At 28.5% G+C, this 17,353-nt stretch carries 17 protein-coding genes; 7 read left to right on the top strand and 10 right to left on the bottom strand.

The features are described 5' to 3' along the window. Nucleotides 1–48: 48 nt before the first annotated feature. The 5 genes from HF862_RS05570 to HF862_RS05550 all read right to left on the bottom strand — a co-directional run bounded on the left by HF862_RS05570 (nucleotide 49) and on the right by HF862_RS05550 (nucleotide 5,797). The gene (locus tag HF862_RS05570; protein ID WP_170186927.1) at nucleotides 49–1,323 is read right to left on the bottom strand and encodes an adenylosuccinate synthase; all 1,275 of its coding nucleotides are present in this window, start codon (nucleotides 1,321–1,323) and stop codon (nucleotides 49–51) included. A 64-nt stretch (nucleotides 1,324–1,387) separates the two neighbouring features. After that, entirely contained in the window at nucleotides 1,388–2,821 is a 1,434-nt protein-coding gene (gene purB / locus HF862_RS05565) for an adenylosuccinate lyase (protein ID WP_170186926.1), read from the bottom strand. Beyond that, on the bottom strand, nucleotides 2,778–4,229 hold the full coding sequence (gene purF, locus HF862_RS05560; RefSeq protein ID WP_170186925.1) for an amidophosphoribosyltransferase: 1,452 nt from the start codon (nucleotides 4,227–4,229) through the stop codon (nucleotides 2,778–2,780). The genes purB and purF overlap by 44 nt, the downstream gene beginning before the upstream one ends. Nucleotides 4,230–4,252: 23 nt before the next feature. After that, nucleotides 4,253–4,957: a phosphoribosylaminoimidazolesuccinocarboxamide synthase gene (purC, locus tag HF862_RS05555; RefSeq protein WP_170186924.1), complete on the bottom strand. Its 705-nt coding sequence runs from the start codon at nucleotides 4,955–4,957 to the stop codon at nucleotides 4,253–4,255. Nucleotides 4,958–5,134: 177 nt separating this feature from the next. Then, nucleotides 5,135–5,797 (bottom strand): Crp/Fnr family transcriptional regulator, encoded by a 663-nt coding sequence (locus HF862_RS05550; RefSeq protein WP_170186923.1) that lies wholly within the window; start codon nucleotides 5,795–5,797, stop codon nucleotides 5,135–5,137. 85 nt (nucleotides 5,798–5,882) lie between these two features. Here HF862_RS05550 and HF862_RS05545 point away from each other — a divergent pair, with 85 nt between their 5' ends. Next, entirely contained in the window at nucleotides 5,883–6,239 is a 357-nt protein-coding gene (locus tag HF862_RS05545) for a CoA-binding protein (protein ID WP_170186922.1), read from the top strand. Nucleotides 6,240–6,253: 14 nt separating this feature from the next. Further along, complete coding sequence (gene trxA / locus HF862_RS05540; RefSeq protein ID WP_170186921.1) at nucleotides 6,254–6,556, top strand: thioredoxin; 303 nt, start codon at nucleotides 6,254–6,256, stop codon at nucleotides 6,554–6,556. A gap of 75 nt (nucleotides 6,557–6,631) precedes the next feature. Here trxA and pgk read toward each other — a convergent pair whose 3' ends face one another. From pgk to HF862_RS05525, 3 genes are all read right to left on the bottom strand, one after another. Continuing rightward, nucleotides 6,632–7,831, bottom strand: a complete 1,200-nt coding sequence (gene pgk, locus HF862_RS05535) for a phosphoglycerate kinase (protein WP_170186920.1) — start codon at nucleotides 7,829–7,831, stop codon at nucleotides 6,632–6,634. A gap of 90 nt (nucleotides 7,832–7,921) precedes the next feature. Beyond that, on the bottom strand, nucleotides 7,922–8,929 hold the full coding sequence (gene gap, locus HF862_RS05530) for a type I glyceraldehyde-3-phosphate dehydrogenase (protein WP_170186919.1): 1,008 nt from the start codon (nucleotides 8,927–8,929) through the stop codon (nucleotides 7,922–7,924). Between the two features lie 124 nt (nucleotides 8,930–9,053). Further along, nucleotides 9,054–9,923: an RluA family pseudouridine synthase gene (locus HF862_RS05525; RefSeq protein ID WP_170186918.1), complete on the bottom strand. Its 870-nt coding sequence runs from the start codon at nucleotides 9,921–9,923 to the stop codon at nucleotides 9,054–9,056. Nucleotides 9,924–10,074: 151 nt separating this feature from the next. Between HF862_RS05525 and HF862_RS05520 the strand changes: the two genes are divergently transcribed. Next, nucleotides 10,075–10,452 (top strand): RidA family protein, encoded by a 378-nt coding sequence (locus HF862_RS05520; protein WP_170186917.1) that lies wholly within the window; start codon nucleotides 10,075–10,077, stop codon nucleotides 10,450–10,452. 118 nt (nucleotides 10,453–10,570) lie between these two features. On the opposite strand, the gene HF862_RS05515 is transcribed toward HF862_RS05520, so the two are convergent. Continuing rightward, nucleotides 10,571–11,737 carry a M20 family metallopeptidase gene (locus HF862_RS05515; protein ID WP_170186916.1) on the bottom strand — a complete coding sequence of 389 codons (1,167 nt, stop codon included), beginning with the start codon at nucleotides 11,735–11,737 and terminating at the stop codon, nucleotides 10,571–10,573. 20 nt (nucleotides 11,738–11,757) lie between these two features. Next, entirely contained in the window at nucleotides 11,758–12,927 is a 1,170-nt protein-coding gene (locus HF862_RS05510) for a hypothetical protein (RefSeq protein WP_170186915.1), read from the bottom strand. Between the two features lie 311 nt (nucleotides 12,928–13,238). Between HF862_RS05510 and HF862_RS05505 the strand changes: the two genes are divergently transcribed. The 4 genes from HF862_RS05505 to HF862_RS05490 all read left to right on the top strand — a co-directional run bounded on the left by HF862_RS05505 (nucleotide 13,239) and on the right by HF862_RS05490 (nucleotide 17,032). Beyond that, the gene (locus tag HF862_RS05505) at nucleotides 13,239–14,006 is read left to right on the top strand and encodes a LamB/YcsF family protein (protein WP_170186914.1); all 768 of its coding nucleotides are present in this window, start codon (nucleotides 13,239–13,241) and stop codon (nucleotides 14,004–14,006) included. Continuing rightward, the gene (locus tag HF862_RS05500; RefSeq protein WP_170186913.1) at nucleotides 14,006–15,199 is read left to right on the top strand and encodes an NRAMP family divalent metal transporter; all 1,194 of its coding nucleotides are present in this window, start codon (nucleotides 14,006–14,008) and stop codon (nucleotides 15,197–15,199) included. Before HF862_RS05505 ends, HF862_RS05500 begins: the two co-directional genes overlap by 1 nt. Nucleotides 15,200–15,266: 67 nt before the next feature. Then, entirely contained in the window at nucleotides 15,267–15,989 is a 723-nt protein-coding gene (gene pxpB, locus HF862_RS05495; protein WP_170186912.1) for a 5-oxoprolinase subunit PxpB, read from the top strand. Nucleotides 15,990–15,991: 2 nt separating this feature from the next. Continuing rightward, on the top strand, nucleotides 15,992–17,032 hold the full coding sequence (locus tag HF862_RS05490; protein ID WP_170186911.1) for a biotin-dependent carboxyltransferase family protein: 1,041 nt from the start codon (nucleotides 15,992–15,994) through the stop codon (nucleotides 17,030–17,032). Nucleotides 17,033–17,353 lie beyond the last annotated feature (321 nt).

The raw sequence follows: 17,353 nt of genomic DNA, 5'->3' as shown, positions 1-17,353 counted from the left end.
TTGAAAAATATCTTAAATAAAAAAGGACACTTTAAAGTGTCCTTTTAATTATCTGAAAATAATTTCATTTCTTTTTGGTCCATTAGAAACAATTGTAATTGGGAATCCTAATTCTTTTTCTATAAATTCTACATAATTTCTAGCATTTTCAGGTAAGTCTTCATATTTAGAGATTCCTCTTATATCACATTTCCATCCTGGTAATACTTTGTATACTGGTTTAGCTTTTTCTAATAAAGGTGTAACAGGGAATTCCTTAGTTACTTCTCCATCAATTTCATAACCAACACATACAGGAATTTCATCTAAATATCCTAATACATCTATAGCTGTGAAAGCTACATCTGTAGTTCCTTGTAACATACATCCATAACGAGTTGCTACACAATCAAACCAACCCATTCTTCTAGGTCTTCCTGTAGTTGCTCCAAATTCTCCAGCATCTCCACCACGAAGACGAAGTTCTTGAGCTTCATCACCAAATATCTCACTTACAAAAGCTCCTTCTCCTACTGCTGATGAGTAAGCTTTAGCTACAGTATAAACTTTTTCTATTGAGCGAGCAGGAAGTCCAGCTCCAATAGAACCAAATCCAGCTAAAGTTGATGAAGAAGTTGTCATAGGGAATATTCCGTGGTCAGGGTCTTTTAAAGCTCCTAATTGACCTTCAAGTAAAATATTTTTTCCATCTTTAACAGCTTTATTTAAGTATTCAGTAGTGTTTATAATGTATGGAGCAATTAAATCTCTATATTGGATAACTTCATTAAAAATTTCTTCTGGATTTAATTTAGGCATGTGATATAAATGTTCAATTAAAACATTTTTTATTTCACAAGCTGCTTCAATTCTTTCTCTTAAAATTTCTTCATTAAATAAATGACAAATTTGAATTCCTGTTTTAGCATATTTATCAGAATAGAATGGAGCTATTCCTGATTTTGTAGAACCATATTTTTTATCAGCAAGTCTAGCCTCTTCATATGTATCTAATAAGATATGATAAGGCATTAAAAGTTGAACTCTATCAGAAATTAAAACTTTAGGATTTTTAATTCCATTTTCTTTTAGATAATTCATTTCTTTGATAAAGTAAGGTACATTAAATGCTACTCCTGGTCCTATGATATTTACTGTATTTTCATTAAAAACTCCACTAGGCATTTGATGAAGAGCAAATTTACCATAATCATTTATTATAGTATGTCCTGCATTACTTCCACCTTGAAAACGAATAACTATATCAGCATTAGAAGCTAACATATCTGTTATTTTCCCTTTTCCTTCATCTCCCCAACAAGCTCCAACAATGGCTTTTACCATATTTTCTTCCTCCTAAAATGTAATTTTTACATTATATTATACACTAAAATCCAAATTAAGTCAATTATACTCTTATACTTTCAGCATGACTGTCTATTAAATCTCTATTTTTTTCAAGAATAGGATTAACAATATTTTCTACAAACTCTTTTGCTTGTTCAGGAGCTCTTCCAACAAAGTTTTTAGCATCCATTATAGATTGTAATTCTTCTAATGTTAATCCAAAAGATTTATCATTAGCTATTCTTTCTAATAAATCATTTGGTTTTCCTTCAGCTTTTACCATACGACCAGCTTCCATAGAATGACTTCTTATTTTTTCATGAAGTTCTTGTCTATCTCCACCTTTTTTAACAGCGTCCATCATTATATTTTCTGTAGCCATAAATGGTAATTCATTATTTAAGTGTTGTTCTATAACTTTTGGATAAACTACAAGTCCATCTACAACATTTCTATATAATGAAAGGATAGCATCTACACATAAAAATGCTTCAGGAACAGAAAGTCTTTTGTTAGCAGAGTCATCTAATGTTCTTTCAAACCATTGAGTAGAAGCTGTAATTGCTGGATTTATAGAATCAGCAATTACATATCTAGCTAAAGAACCAATACGCTCACTCCTCATTGGATTTCTTTTATAAGCCATAGCTGAAGACCCAATTTGATTTTTTTCAAAAGGTTCTTCTATTTCTTTTAAATGTTGAAGAAGTCTTATATCATTACTAAATTTAAAAGCACTTTGAGCTATTTGACTAAGTACATTTAAAATTTGACTGTCTAATTTTCTTGGATATGTTTGTCCAGAAACAGCAAAACATTTTTTAAATCCCATTTTTTCAGCTATCATTGGGTCTATTTTTTTTACTTTTTCATGGTCACCATCAAATAATTCTAAGAAACTTGCTTGAGTTCCAGTAGTTCCTTTTGAACCTAATAATTTTGCTTTTGAAATTTGATAATCTAAATCTTCTAAATCCATTACTAAATCTTGTAACCAAAGACTAGCTCTTTTACCAACAGTTGTTGTTTGAGCTGGTTGGAAATGAGTGAATCCTAATGTAGGTAAATCTTTATATTCCATTACAAATTTAGAAAGTTCATTTATAACATTAACAAGTTGTTTTTTTACAAGTTTCATAGCCTCAGTCATTATAATAATATCAGTATTGTCTCCAACATAACAACTAGTTGCCCCCAAATGTATTATAGGCATAGCAAGAGGAGCTTGAGTACCAAAAGCATAAACATGACTCATTACATCATGACGAACTATTTTTTCTCTAGCTTCAGCCACTTCATAATTGATATCATCTTTAAATTCTTTCATTTGGTCTATTTGTTCTTGAGTAATATTAAGTCCTAATTCTTTTTCTACTTCAGCTAAAGCTATCCATAATTTACGCCAAGTTTTGAATTTATAATCTGGTGAAAATAAGTAACTCATTTCTTTACTAGCATATCTTGAATTTAGGGGACTTTCGTATTTCGATTTCATTTATATTTTCCTCCTCATCTTGAATCTCGATTTGTGTTGGATATTTTCCACTAAAACATGAATCACAGAAATTACATTTACATCCTTTTGCAATATTAGTTAGATTATCTAATCCTAAATATCCTAAACTATCTAATCCAGACATTTTTGCAATTTCTTCTACAGAGTGATTAACAGCTACTAATTTGTCTCTTGAAGGAACATCAGTTCCATAATAACAAGGCCATAAGAAAGGTGGAGCTGTAACTCTCATATGTATTTCTTTTGCTCCAGCACTTCTTAATATTTTAACAAGTCTTTTTATAGTAGTTCCTCTTACAATAGAATCATCTATCATAATAACTCTTTTTCCTTCTACATTTTCTCTAAGAGCATTTAATTTAACTCTTACACCATCTTCTCTTTTTGATTGAGTAGGACTGATAAATGTTCTTCCAATATAACGATTTTTTATAAGTCCCATTCCATAAGGAATTCCACTTTCTTCAGCATAACCTATGGCTGCTACAAGTCCACTGTCAGGAACACCTATTACTATATCTCCTTCAACAGGATGTTCTTTAGCTAGTTGACGTCCAGCTCTTTTTCTAGCTTCATAAACACTCATTCCATCAATACGACTATCAGGACGAGCAAAATAGATAAATTCAAATATACATAAACTAGAATCACATTTTTTACAATGAGTAGTAATAGACCTAATTCCTGTTTCTTCTATAACAACAATTTCTCCAGGTTCAACATCTCTTACAAAAGTAGCTCCTACAGCGTCTAAAGCACAACTTTCAGAAGCCACAACATAAGAATTATCTAATTTACCAATACAAAGTGGTCTAAATCCATGAGGGTCTCTACAAGCTATCAATTTTTTAGGGCTCATAACTAAAAGAGAATAAGCTCCTTCTACTATTTCCATCATTTTACTTACAGCATCTTCTACAGAAGGTTGTCTAACTCTTTCTCTAGCTATTATAGTAGCTATAACTTCTGAATCTATTGAAGTTTGGAATATAAAACCTTCATTTTCAAATTGCTCTCTTAATTTATGAGCATTAACTAAATTTCCATTATGACTTATAGCTAAAGCTCCCTTTAAATATCTAGATACAAGAGGTTGAGCATTTTGAACAATACTTCCTCCAGCAGTAGAATAACGAACATGGCCAATAGCAATACTACCAGTAAGTTTATCTAAAATTTCATTATTAAATACATCAGGAACTAATCCCATATCTTTATATTGTTTAACAGTTATGTCATCCATAACAGCGATTCCACAACTTTCTTGTCCTCTATGTTGTAGAGAATATAATCCATAATAAACTATTCTACCAGAGTCTTCTCTTGAATCATTATTATAAATTCCAAATACTCCACATTCTTCCTTAAGAACATCTTCTTCTCTCATAAATCCTCCGTTATAAAATAAAATTATTTAGTTATTCTTCTCCAAACTTCTTCATAAGCTTCTTCAACTCTTCCTAAATCTCTACGGAAACGGTCTTTATCTAATTTTTCATTAGTTGTTGAATCCCATAATCTACAAGTATCTGGAGAAACTTCGTCAGCTAATATTATTCTATCTTTATAACGACCAAATTCTATTTTAAAATCTATAAGTTTGATATTTCTTTCTATAAAGAATTTTTTCATTAATTCATTTATTTTTAATGCTTGTTCAGAAATATTTTTTAATTCTTCTTTTGTAGCTATTCCAATAGCAAGAATTTGTAAATCATTAATCATAGGGTCACCTAGTTCATCATTTTTATATGAAAATTCTAAGATAGGATTAAGTAACTCTCTTCCTTCTTCTACTCCAAATTTTTTAGAAAAACTTCCAGCAGCAACATTTCTAACAATTACTTCTAAAGGAACTATAGAAACTTTTTTTACAAGAGTTTCTCTATCACTCAATTCTTGGACAAGATGAGTTTCAACTCCATTTTCTTCAAGATACTTGAATACAATGTTTGTCATTCTATTATTGATAACTCCTTTTCCAGCGATAGATCCTTTTTTTAGTCCATTAAAGGCAGTAGCATCATCTTTGTATTCCACTATAAATTGATCTTCTAAATCAGTAGCAAATACTTTTTTAGCTTTTCCTTCATAAACCATGTCTAATTTTTTCATTTTTCCTCCTAAAAATATAAAAATAATAAAATAAAGTTTACCTATTGAATCAATAAAAATTTTTATGCTACATTTTACTAAAAAATTTCAAAAAAAACAATATTTTTTTAAAAAAAATATAAAATTTTTGTTATTAGATAAAAATATTACATAAAAAGTTCAGTTTTTTATCTATTATTAAGATTTTAATAATTCAAATTGTTCTTTTTTATATTTTATAATTCCTTCAGATTTTAGTTTAGAAAGTTCATTTGACATAGCACTTCTATCAATACAAAGATAATCAGCTAATTGTTGTCTATTAAAAGGAATAGAAAATTTTGAATTTTTTGCAATATTAGCTTGTTCTGAAAGATAAGAAAGTAATTTATCTCTTGTATTTCTTCTTGACATATGTTCTATTTTTGAGGTTAAAATAATATTATTTTTAGAAAGGATTATAGCAAGATTTCTAATTAAAATTTCTCTAACAGAGGTAGTAAAAGAGCAAGTTTTTGTTATCCTGTTGAAGTCTATAAACATTACCTTACTTTTTTGAATAGAAATAACACTTACTGGAAGAATATTTTGAGTACAAGCAAAAGCTTCTCCAAAAATTTCACTTTCTTTTATTTCATATATAATATTTCTATTTCCCCAATAATCTTCATTTATAATATGAACTTTACCACTTAAGACTAAACCTATTTCACTAATTTTATCTCCACTTCTAAAAACATAAGTTTCTTTATCAAAATCTTTTATTTTTACTTGGAGACATTCAAATAATACTTCAATTTCTTTATCATTTAGACTATAAAAAAGTTCAGATTTTTTTATAATTTTTAAAAAATCTTTCATATTTTCTCCTTTTGTTGTAAAAACAACATATTTTTTAATAAAATTATAATATAATATAAATATAAAGTCAAGAAAGGAGCTTAAGATGGATTTAGAAGAAATTATGAAAGAAAAAACTTTTGTAATAGTAGGAGATACTTTAAACGAAGAAAAATATGCTTGCATAATAAAAAATAAAATGATTTCTAATGGATATAATGTTTATGCTGTAGGAAAAGAATTAAAATCTTTAAATGATATTCCAGAAGAAATAGATATTATAGATTTATGTATTAATGCAAAAGATGGACTTCGTCTTATAAAAGAATGTAACAAAACTTTTAAATCTATAGTAATTCAACCAGGAGCAAGTGATGAAGAGCTTCTTGAATATTTAAAAGAAAAAAAATATCCTTATATAGACGGATGTTTATTAGTAGGATTATCTTTATATAAAAAATAAAAAGGAGTGGTATTATGTTAAATATAACAAAAGAAAATTTTAATGAAGAGGTATTAAATAGTAAAGGATTAGTATTAGTTGATTTTTGGGCTACTTGGTGTGGACCTTGTAAAGCTTTAGGACCTATTTTAGAAGACTTTGCTAACGGAAATTCTAATGTAAAAGTTGGAAAAATAAATGTAGATGAACAACCAGAACTTGCTTCACAATTTAGAGTAATGAGTATTCCAACATTATTATTATTTAAAGATGGAGAAGTTGTAAATAAATCAGTTGGGCTTTTATCAAAAGAAGAGTTAGAAAATTTTGTAAAATAATAAAAAGTTTTAAATAAAAATGACCTCATACTTGAGGTCATTTTTATTTATTATTATTGAGTTGTATCCAAGAAATTATTTGTCAGAAATAGAAACTACTCCTGGTAATTCTTTTCCTTCTAAATATTCAAGAGAAGCTCCTCCACCAGTAGAGATATGAGTAAATTTATCAGCATATCCTAATTGCATTGCAGCAGCAGCAGAATCTCCTCCTCCAATTATAGTTGTAGCATCTTTTAAGTTAGCGATAGCTTCACAAACTCCAATAGTTCCTTTTGCAAAGTTAGGCATTTCAAATACACCCATTGGTCCATTCCATACTACTGTTTTAGCAGCAGCTATTTCTTTAGAGAATAATTCAATTGTAGCAGCACCAACATCTAATCCCATTTGGTCAGCAGGAATTTCATCAACAGAAACTGTCATATGAGGTGCATCATTATCAAATTTAGGTGCAACAACTGTATCTATAGGTAATATTAATTTTCCATTTGCTTTTTCTAATAAAGCTTTTGCTAATTCAATTTTATCTTCTTCTACTAAAGAAGTTCCTGTATTTTTACCTAAAGCTCTTAAGAATGTAAACATCATAGCTCCACCTACAAGAACTTTATCAGCTTTAACTAATAGATTTTCAATAACTCCTATTTTATCAGAAACTTTAGCTCCTCCTAAGATAGCAACTAAAGGTCTTACAGGAGAATCAACAGCTTCCCCTATAAATTTAATTTCTTTTTCCATTAAGAATCCAGCAGCAGATTTTCCTTCTCCAATATTAGCAGCGATTCCAATGTTAGAAGCATGAGCTCTGTGAGCTGTTCCAAAAGCATCATTAACAAATAAATCTCCTAAAGAAGCCCAATATTTTCCTAATTCAGGGTCATTTTTAGATTCTTTTTTACCATCAAGGTCTTCAAATCTTGTGTTTTCAAACATCATGATTTCTCCAGATTTTAAATTATTGATAGCTTCTTCTAATTCAGTTCCTCTAGTAGCTGGAACAAATTTAACTTCTTGTCCTAATAATTCAGATAATCTTTCAGCAGCTGGTTTTATAGATTTAGTTTTTAAATCTTCCTCAGTTTTTACTTTACCTAAGTGAGAGAAAGCTATAACTTTTCCACCATTTTCAAGAACATATTTTATAGTTGGTAAAGCAGCAACTATTCTATTATCATTAGTTATTTTTCCATCTTTCATAGGAACGTTAAAGTCTACTCTCATAAGAACTTTTTTATCTCTTACATTTAAATCTGTTACGATTTGTTTTGCCATTTTAATCCTCCTAAATTTATATCTTATAAAAAACGGAACCCAAAGGTTCCGTTATTCTTTTGTATTTTATTTATTTCTTCTCAAATGGAATTATTTAGATAATTCAACAAATTTTTTAAGAGTTCTGATTAATTGAGAAGTATAAGACATTTCATTGTCATACCAAGCAACTGTTTTAACTAATTGTTTGTCTCCAACTGTCATAACTTTAGTTTGAGTTGCATCGAATAATGAACCATAGTTGATTCCGATAATATCGCTAGATACTAATTCTTCTTCAGTATATCCGAAAGATTCAGTAGCAGCAGCTTTCATAGCAGCGTTAACTTCTTCAACTGTAACTGGTTTAGATAATACTGTTACTAATTCAGTAATAGATCCTGTTACTACTGGTACTCTTTGAGCAGCTCCATCTAATTTTCCTTTTAATTCAGGAATAACTAATCCGATTGCTTTAGCAGCTCCAGTTGTGTTAGGAGTAATGTTAGCAGCAGCAGCTCTAGCTCTTCTTAAATCTCCTTTTCTGTGTGGTCCATCTAATGTGTTTTGGTCATTTGTATAAGCATGGATAGTTGTCATTAATCCTTCAACGATTCCAAAGTTGTCATTTAATGCTTTAGCCATAGGTGCTAAACAGTTAGTTGTACAAGAAGCTCCAGAAATAACTGTTTCAGTTCCATCTAATATATTGTCGTTTACGTTATAAACTATTGTTTTTAAATCTCCTGTAGCTGGTGCTGATATAACAACTTTTTTAGCTCCTGCTTGAATATGAGCTTCAGCTTTTTCTTTTTTAGTAAAGAATCCAGTACATTCTAATACTACGTCTACTCCTAATTCTCCCCAAGGTAAGTTAGCTGGGTCAGCTTGCGCGAATACTTTTATTTCTTTTCCGTTAACTACGAAAGCATCTTCTTTAACTTCGATAGTTCCATTGAATCTTCCTTGAGCTGAGTCATATTTGAATAAGTGAGCTAACATATGAGCATCTGTTAAGTCATTGATTGCTACTACATCAAACTCAGGGTTTTGAACCATTAATCTTAATGCTAATCTTCCTATTCTTCCGAATCCGTTAATTGCTACTTTAACTGCCATTTAAAAAGCCTCCTTAAAAATATATAAATTTATTTTGTTTTATTTATTCTTTACGGTTATTATACGCATTTATACATGGTTTGTCAATTTTCTGTTAGATTAAATTTGACCATTTTTTTGGTTATTATTTGATATTTAAAAAATCATTCATATCTTTAGGAAGAGGAATTTCAAGAGTAAAATCCTCAAGAGTTTCAGGATTTTTTATTATTAATTTATAAGCATGTAAAAATTGTCTTGAAACTGGTTGAATATCAGGTCCATATAGGGAATCACCTACAATAGGATGACCTTCTAAAGACATGTGTACTCTTATTTGATGAGTTCTTCCTGTAAAAAGTTCTAATTCTATTAAAGAAATATTTTTTTCAAAATCTCTTTTTAAGACTTTAACTAGAGTTTTTGCTTCTTGACCACCATTTTCTAGAGATAATTCTTCTCTTTTTATATTATCTCCAACTCTTCCAATAGCTTTTTCAATAAGAAACTCATCTTTTTCAACAATCCCATCAACAATAGCTAAATAATATTTTTTTACTTTTGCTTTATCTTGTAAAAAAGCTTGGGTAAAAGCATTTTTTGTAATAACTATTAAACCAGAAGTGTCCATATCTAATCTATTATAAAATCTTGGAACAATAGTTTTTCCAGTGGTTTTAAAAAAATAATGAACAATACCATTAGCCAATGTTTTATCAACTTTTTTTTGTGTAGGATGTACAACTAATTGAGGTTCTTTATTAACAATTAATAGATTTTTGTCTTCATATATTATATCTAAAGGCATTTCAATCGGTTCTATATTAGTTCCTTTTTCTTTTTCTACAACTAATAATCTATTAAGTTTTTTTACTTTTTTATCAAGTTTTACTTTTTTGTTATTTAGATAAATATCAGCATTTCGTAAGTTTCTAGTAGAGTAACCTTTTATATTTTTTAGATATTCTCCAACTGTTAGATTATTATTTTCTGGTTCTATTATAAATTTTTTCATTTTTCTCCCTAAAATATTATATAAATTTATTAATTATGATTATAACATTTCTTATAAATTTTATCAATATTAAGGTATAAACTTTGATTTTTATAAGATAGTGTGTTATAATTTTAAATATAAAAAATCAAAATTAATAGGAGGATTAGAAATGAAAAAAATAATAAATACACCAAAAGCACCAGCAGCTTTAGGACCATATTCACAAGCAGTAGAGGTAAATGGAACTTTATACATATCAGGACAAATACCATTTGTGCCAGAAACAATGACATTAGTATCAGATGATGTAAAAGCTCAAACAAGACAATCATTAGAAAATTTAAAAGCAATACTAGATGAAGCAGGGTATACATTTAAAGATGTAGTAAAAGCAACATGTTTCATAAAAAATATGGATGATTTTGGAGCAATAAATGAAGTGTATAATGAATATTTAGGAGAAGTAAAACCAGCAAGAGCTTGTGTAGAGGTAGCAAGATTACCAAAAGATGTAAAAGTAGAAATAGAATTAATAGCTGTTAAATAGAAAATAAAATCTTATATTTAAAATATAAAAAATGCTGAAGAAAACTCTTCAGCATTTTAATTTATAGTATTAAAAAATACAATATTTTAAGTAAATTCAAAATAGAGATATATTTATTCTAGTTATTTAAAAAATCTATAGCATATTGAGCATAAAGTCCCATACCATATTCTAAAGCATCCTCATCCATATTAAATTTTTCATGATGATGTGGATAATTAGCATTTTTTTCTTCATTTCTTATTCCAACAAAGGCTAAAACTCCAGGAACTTCTTCTAAGAAATAACAAAAATCTTCTGCCCCAGTTATTTTTTCAAATTTTGTTAATCCCTCTTTTCCCAAAAGTTTTTCAACAGATTTTTCAGCTATTTTAGAGCAAGTAGAATCATTTATTACAGGAGTAGTTCCATAAGAATAGAAAACTTCTCCAGAAGCTCTATAAGCTTCACATGTTGATTTAACAAATCTTTTTATAGCATCTTCTACTTTCTTTCCAGTTTCTTTACTAAAAGTTCTAACAGTTCCCTCTAAGGTAGCTTGATTAGCTATTACATTAAATCTTGTTCCTGAATGGAATGAACCAATGGTAACAACAGCAGAATCAACTGGACTTATTTCTCTACTTACAATAGATTGTAAATTCATAACTAAAGATGAACCTACTACAACAGAATCTATAGTTTGGTGAGGTAAAGAACCATGCCCTCCTCTTCCTTTTATTTCAATTCTTAAAACATCTGCTGAAGCCATTCTAGGTCCCTCTTCTACAGAAATTTTCCCACTTGGAATATCAGACCATAAATGAATACCAAAACAACCATCAACTACTCCTTTTAGAGGTTCTTCTTCTATCATTTTTTTTGCCCCTTGAGCAATTTCTTCAGCTGGTTGGAAATATAATTTTACTACTCCATTTATTTCATTTTCGATTTCTTTTAATATTTTAGCAGCACCTAGTAAAATAGAGATATGTCCATCATGACCACAAGCATGCATCATACCTGTATTTTTAGAAGCATATTCTACTCCAGTACATTCTTTTACTTGTAAAGCATCTATATCAGCTCTTAAGGCTATTTTTTTTCCTTGATAATTTTTACCAATTTCAGCAACTATTCCAGTATTTGCTACAACTTTATATTTTATACCCATTTTTTCAAGTTCTTCTTGAATTTTTTTAGAAGTTTTATATTCTTCTAAACTAGGTTCAGGAATTTGGTGAAATTCTCTTCTTAGATTAATAACATATTCTTTGTACTTTTTAGCCAATTCTTTTATTTCCATTCTTATCACTCCTTAAAGTTTTATAACATTTTTGCAAATATACCAGCTATAACAACAGAAACAATTGTTACAGAAGCAAATCCTCCAATTAACATTTTAGGAAGCATGGCTTCTAATAAAAATTCAACTTCTTCGTCTGTTTTTCCTAGAGCTTTAGCAGAATCATTTGTCAAAGTATAATTGACAGGGAAACCATATAAGGCATTTAGAGATATAGCTATAGCCATTGGGATAGATTCATTAAATATTTTAGCTCCAATAATAGAAAAAATAACTAAACCAATAACTCCAAGACCAATAATTCCTATAAATGGAATAATTAGACTTTTTATCATATCAGGAGTAGCTTGAGCTAATCCACCAAAAATAAAAGCCATTAATCCAGTCATAAAAAATCCAAAAGACCCAGATAAATTAAGAGGTTTTCTCTCTATTAATCCTATTTCAGCTGCTATTGCTCCTACAATTAAACAAATAACAAATTCAGAAACAACTTTATTAGTAATCTCAGCAATAAATATACTTAATTGAGCTAAAATTCCTAATTGAAATAAAAACATATAAGTTGTTTGATATCTTTTTGGTAAAGGTGGAATTAATTTTTTTTCTTCTTTTTGTTCATCTTCTTTTTTTATTTTTTTTATGTCTCCAGCTCTAAATTTTTCTATTAATTTTTTTCCTTCCATATTTAAAGTTATTGCTGTTAATGGATAACCAGCAAATCCTTGCATAACATACATTCCAACAGCCAATACAGCTAAAGTAGGCATTCCTTTAGCTGTTGCTGCTTGAGACATTATTATAGAAGCAACGACTCCTCCTGTTAATGGTGGAGTAGCTACTAATAACATATCCCAAGAAAAAAATAATTTTCCAAGTACAAGAGTACCAAAACATATACCACAAATTCCTAATATAGAAATAGAAAAAGTTTTCCATTGGGCAATTAATTCTTTAACACTCAACATGGTTCCCATATGAACAATTAGAAAATACATAGATAAATAAATTATATTTGTAGAAAATCCTGCTTTATTTAAAATATCAGCAGGAAAAATAGTCCAATATCCTACTAAAAAAATAACGGCGGTAATAAATACTGATGGAATAATTGCTTTTGTTTTTATAGAAACAATTTCTCCAATAACTAAAGCTAACAAAATTAAAATAAAAGAAATCATTAAACTCATATTTTCCCTCCTATTTTTCTCATTATAGTATTATGTATATTTTTTTAATATTTTACGTATAAAAAAATAGTAATTTTATTATATCACTCAATTTAGTTTTGTCAATTTTATTTTTATAAAATTTTTATTGACATTTCAAAAAGAATAATATAAAATCTCATTATTTAAAAATATGATTTTTTAATAAAGTATATATTTTTTATATTTTGATTGAGATTGAAAAATAAAAAAACATATGGTATATTTAATAATGAAACATATCTTATGTTTTTAAAAAAGAATACATTAATTTATTACATGGAGGTAGGGATATGATAAGAGTGGATTTAAACTGTGATCTTGGAGAAAGTTTTGGGGCGTATAAAATAGGAATGGATGAAGAAGTTTTAAAGTATATTTCTTCAGCTAATGTAGCCTGTGGATGGCATGCTGGGGATTCTGTTGTTATGGAAAAAACAGTTTCTTTAGCTAAAAAAAATGGAGTAGCTATAGGAGCCCATCCAGGATTTCCTGATTTAATGGGATTTGGAAGAAGAAATTTAAATGCTTCACCAGCTGAAGTAAAAACATATATAAAATATCAATTAGGAGCTCTTCAAGCTTTTGCTAAGGCTGAAGGAGTTACTTTACAACATGTCAAACCTCATGGGGCTTTATACAATATGGCAGCAAAAGACAGTAAACTAGCTATGGCTATAGCTGAGGCTATAAAAGAAGTTGATGATAGTTTAATCTTAATGGGATTAGCTAATAGTGAAATGATAAAAGCTGGAGAAGCTTTAGGATTAAAAGTAGCTAATGAAGTTTTTGCTGACAGAGCTTATAATGATGACGGAACATTGGTAGCTAGAACTTTACCAGGAGCAGTTATCCATGATAAAGATTTAGCTATAAAAAGAGTTATAAGAATGGTAAAAGAAGGAAAAGTAGAAAGTATAAATGGAAAAGATGTAGATATAAAAGTTCATACTATATGTATACATGGAGATAATCCAGAAGCTTTAGTATTCTCACAAAAAATAAGAGAAGCTCTTATTAATGAAGGAGTTGAAATTTCTTCGTTAAGAGGTGATGAATAATGGCGGATAACAAAAATAAAGGAGCCATAGTAGGGGCAGCCTTCCTTATGGCAACATCAGCTATAGGACCAGGATTTTTAACACAAACAGCTGTTTTTACAGAAACTTTTAAAGCTAATTTTGCTTTTACTATTTTAGTTGTTACAATAGCTACATTAATTGTTCAATTAAATATTTGGAGAGTAATTTGTGTTTCTGGAATGAGAGGACAAGACATTGCCAATAAAGTAGCTCCAGGATTAGGGTATTTTATAGCTGGATTAGTTTCATTAGGAGGACTTGCTTTTAATATAGGAAATGTTGGGGGAGCAGCTTTAGGATTAAATGCTTTATTTGGATGTGACATAACTTTAGGAGTAGTTATATCTGGGGCTTTAGCTGTATTTGTTTTTTTATCTAAAGATATGGGAACTGTAATGGATAAATTAACAAAATTTTTAGGAGCTTTAATGATAATAGTTATGGGATATGTGGCAGTATTATCAGCCCCTCCAGTAGGAGAAGCTCTTCATGGAGCAATTTTTCCAGAAAGTTATAGTGATTTAACTTTATCTATAGTAACTTTACTTGGAGGAACAATTGGAGGATATATAACGTTTGCTGGAGCTCATAGACTTATAGATGCCAATACTAAAGGAATAGAAAATTTAGATAAAATTAATCAAAGTTCTATAATGGGAGTTTCAATAGCTTCTCTTATAAGAATTATGTTATTTTTAGCTGTACTTGGAGTTGTTTCAGTTGGATTTAAATTAGACCCAGCTAATCCACCAGCTTCTGCTTTTAAAGCTGGAGCTGGAATTATAGGATACAAAATATTTGGATTAGTTATTTTTGCTGCTGCTTTAACATCAATAGTAGGAGCTGCTTATACTTCAGTTTCATTCTTAAAAACTTTATCTAAAACAGTAATGGAAAAAGAAAAATATTTTATAATAGGATTTATAGTATTTTCAACTTTAGTTATGGCTTTTCTAGGCAAACCTGTTGTTTTATTAGTTTTAGCAGGGTCACTTAATGGATTAATACTTCCAATAACTTTAGGAGTAGTATTATTAGGTTCAAGAAAAAAAGAGATTGTAGGAGAATACAAACATTCAACATTACTTACTGTTCTAGGAACAATAGTTGTTTTTGTAACTGGATATGCAGGAATAATGTCTTTAAAAGGAATAATGCAACTTTTTAAATAATATAAATTTCTCCTGATTTTCAGGAGAAATTTTATATTCATTTCACTTTTAGTTTTAGGAGGACTTTATGAAATTTTTAAAAGCTGGTGACTCAGCATTAATAATAGAATTAGGAAATGAAATTTCCCCAATAATAAACTATAATTTAAAAAAGATTACAGAATATTTAGATTCATTAAATCATAAAGGTATAAAAGATTTATTACCTACTTATAGGTCAATTATAGTTTACTATGACCCTTTTGTAATTTCTTTTGATGAATTAAAAGGAATAGTAGAAAAAAATTGTAAGGTAGAAGATTCTAATATAGTAAAAATAAAAAAAGAAATAGTGGAAATACCAGTTTTATATGGTGGAGAATATGGTCCAGATATAGAAAATATAGCTTCTCACAATGAACTTTCAGTAGAAGAAGTTATATCAATCCATACATCTGGGGAATATTTAGTATATATGTTGGGATTCACGCCAGGATTCCCATATTTAGGAGGAATGGATAAGAGAATAGCAACTCCTAGATTAAAAACACCAAGAACAAAAATACCTGGAGGATCAGTAGGAATAGCTGGGGAACAAACAGGGGTATATCCAATTGAAAGTCCTGGAGGGTGGCAATTATTAGGAAGAACTCCTTTAAATTTATTTGATCCAGAAAATGAAAAACCATTTTTATTAAAGGCTGGGGAATATATAAAATTTGTATCTGTTTCTGAAAAAGAATATAAGGATATTCTTGAACAAGTGAAAAATAAAACTTATGTTGAAAAGCGTTACTTGAAGGAGGAATAATAATGGAAACTTTAAAAATTTTAGATGCAGGACTTTTAACAACTGTACAAGATTTAGGAAGATATGGTTATCAAAGATATGGAGTTTCTGCTTCAGGTGTAATGGATAATTTTTCAGCTAGAATCGCTAATATCCTTGTTGGAAATTCTCAGGAAGAAGCAGTATTGGAAACAACTTTAAAAGGAATAAAAGTAGAATTTTTGAAAGATACAATGTTTTCAATAACAGGAGCTCAATGCGACTCGTCTTTAAATAAAGAAAAAATAGAATTATGGAAAAGTTATAAAGCTAAGAAAGGTGACATTTTAAAAATGGGAATTTGTAAATCTGGGCTTAGAAATTATATAGCTTTTTCAGGTGGAATAGATGTTCCAGTAATTATGAATAGTAAATCAACAAATTTAAAAGCAAAAATAGGTGGTTTCCAAGGTAGAAAACTTATGACTAATGATGTTTTATCTATAGGAAACTCTACTGAAGAGAATATATTAAAATTAAAAGATGAATATATACCTAAATATCAAAAAGAAATAGAAGTTGGGGTTATACTAGGACAACAAGATGACCATTTTACAGAAAAAGGTATTGAAACTTTCTTTAATGAAGTATATACAGTAACTCAGGAAAGTGATAGAATGGGAATTAGATTATCTTCTGTATCTGGAGAAACAATAGAACATAAAAATGGAGGAGATATAATTTCTGATGGAATAACTTTTGGAGCTATTCAAGTACCAGGTAGTGGTCAACCAATAATAATGATGGCAGATAGACAAACTACAGGAGGATATACAAAGATAGGAAATGTAATTTCTAGTGATTTACCAAAACTTGCTCAAGCAACACCAGGTTCAAAAATAAGATTTAAAAGATATTCTTTAGATGAAGCTTTAAACTCTTTGAAATCTATAAATGAAATAATAGAAAAGATTTCTTCATATGATAGATTTAATGTAGAAGAAAAAGATGAATTTGTAATGAGAAAATATAGTGTAAAAATAAATGGAAAAATATTTAATCTTGAAGTTGAGAGAATAAAATAAAGAATGAAGGAGTTATTATACTTTTTTAATTTATAATAACTCTTTTTTATTTAAATAGTATAATTTTTTAATTGTTCAATTTATTTTATAAATTATGAAAATATTTTTAATTTTAGAAATTTTATTTATTATTGATAATCTTATAAAGGAGAACGATTTTTTATAATATTGAGTTTACTAAAAAATATAATTTTATTATATTTAAATGGTATTTTTTAGAATTATAAATAAAAATATAAATAAAAAATTAAATATATTAAAAAATTTTTATAGGTATTTTCTTTAATTAAATAATATGTTATACTATACTTTGCTGAAAAT

This window comes from Fusobacterium sp. FSA-380-WT-3A, assembly GCF_012843705.1.
Lineage (GTDB): Bacteria > Fusobacteriota > Fusobacteriia > Fusobacteriales > Fusobacteriaceae > Fusobacterium_B.
The sequence above is the reverse complement of the archived record's forward strand: the minus strand, read 5'-3'. Positions and strand labels throughout refer to the sequence as shown.

What these genes read in the sequence shown, in the direction of transcription:
- trxA (WP_170186921.1), top strand. Translation starts at nt 6,254, where the DNA reads ATGTTAAATATAACAAAAGAAAATTTTAATGAAGAGGTATTAAATAGT.
- HF862_RS05570 (WP_170186927.1), bottom strand. Translation starts at nt 1,323, where the DNA reads ATGGTAAAAGCCATTGTTGGAGCTTGTTGGGGAGATGAAGGAAAAGGG.
- HF862_RS05505 (WP_170186914.1), top strand. Translation starts at nt 13,239, where the DNA reads ATGATAAGAGTGGATTTAAACTGTGATCTTGGAGAAAGTTTTGGGGCG.
- HF862_RS05490 (WP_170186911.1), top strand. Translation starts at nt 15,992, where the DNA reads ATGGAAACTTTAAAAATTTTAGATGCAGGACTTTTAACAACTGTACAA.
- HF862_RS05550 (WP_170186923.1), bottom strand. Translation starts at nt 5,797, where the DNA reads ATGAAAGATTTTTTAAAAATTATAAAAAAATCTGAACTTTTTTATAGT.
- pxpB (WP_170186912.1), top strand. Translation starts at nt 15,267, where the DNA reads ATGAAATTTTTAAAAGCTGGTGACTCAGCATTAATAATAGAATTAGGA.
- HF862_RS05510 (WP_170186915.1), bottom strand. Translation starts at nt 12,927, where the DNA reads ATGAGTTTAATGATTTCTTTTATTTTAATTTTGTTAGCTTTAGTTATT.
- HF862_RS05500 (WP_170186913.1), top strand. Translation starts at nt 14,006, where the DNA reads ATGGCGGATAACAAAAATAAAGGAGCCATAGTAGGGGCAGCCTTCCTT.
- purB (WP_170186926.1), bottom strand. Translation starts at nt 2,821, where the DNA reads ATGAAATCGAAATACGAAAGTCCCCTAAATTCAAGATATGCTAGTAAA.
- purC (WP_170186924.1), bottom strand. Translation starts at nt 4,957, where the DNA reads ATGAAAAAATTAGACATGGTTTATGAAGGAAAAGCTAAAAAAGTATTT.
- gap (WP_170186919.1), bottom strand. Translation starts at nt 8,929, where the DNA reads ATGGCAGTTAAAGTAGCAATTAACGGATTCGGAAGAATAGGAAGATTA.
- purF (WP_170186925.1), bottom strand. Translation starts at nt 4,229, where the DNA reads ATGAGAGAAGAAGATGTTCTTAAGGAAGAATGTGGAGTATTTGGAATT.
- HF862_RS05520 (WP_170186917.1), top strand. Translation starts at nt 10,075, where the DNA reads ATGAAAAAAATAATAAATACACCAAAAGCACCAGCAGCTTTAGGACCA.
- HF862_RS05515 (WP_170186916.1), bottom strand. Translation starts at nt 11,737, where the DNA reads ATGGAAATAAAAGAATTGGCTAAAAAGTACAAAGAATATGTTATTAAT.
- HF862_RS05525 (WP_170186918.1), bottom strand. Translation starts at nt 9,923, where the DNA reads ATGAAAAAATTTATAATAGAACCAGAAAATAATAATCTAACAGTTGGA.
- HF862_RS05545 (WP_170186922.1), top strand. Translation starts at nt 5,883, where the DNA reads ATGGATTTAGAAGAAATTATGAAAGAAAAAACTTTTGTAATAGTAGGA.
- pgk (WP_170186920.1), bottom strand. Translation starts at nt 7,831, where the DNA reads ATGGCAAAACAAATCGTAACAGATTTAAATGTAAGAGATAAAAAAGTT.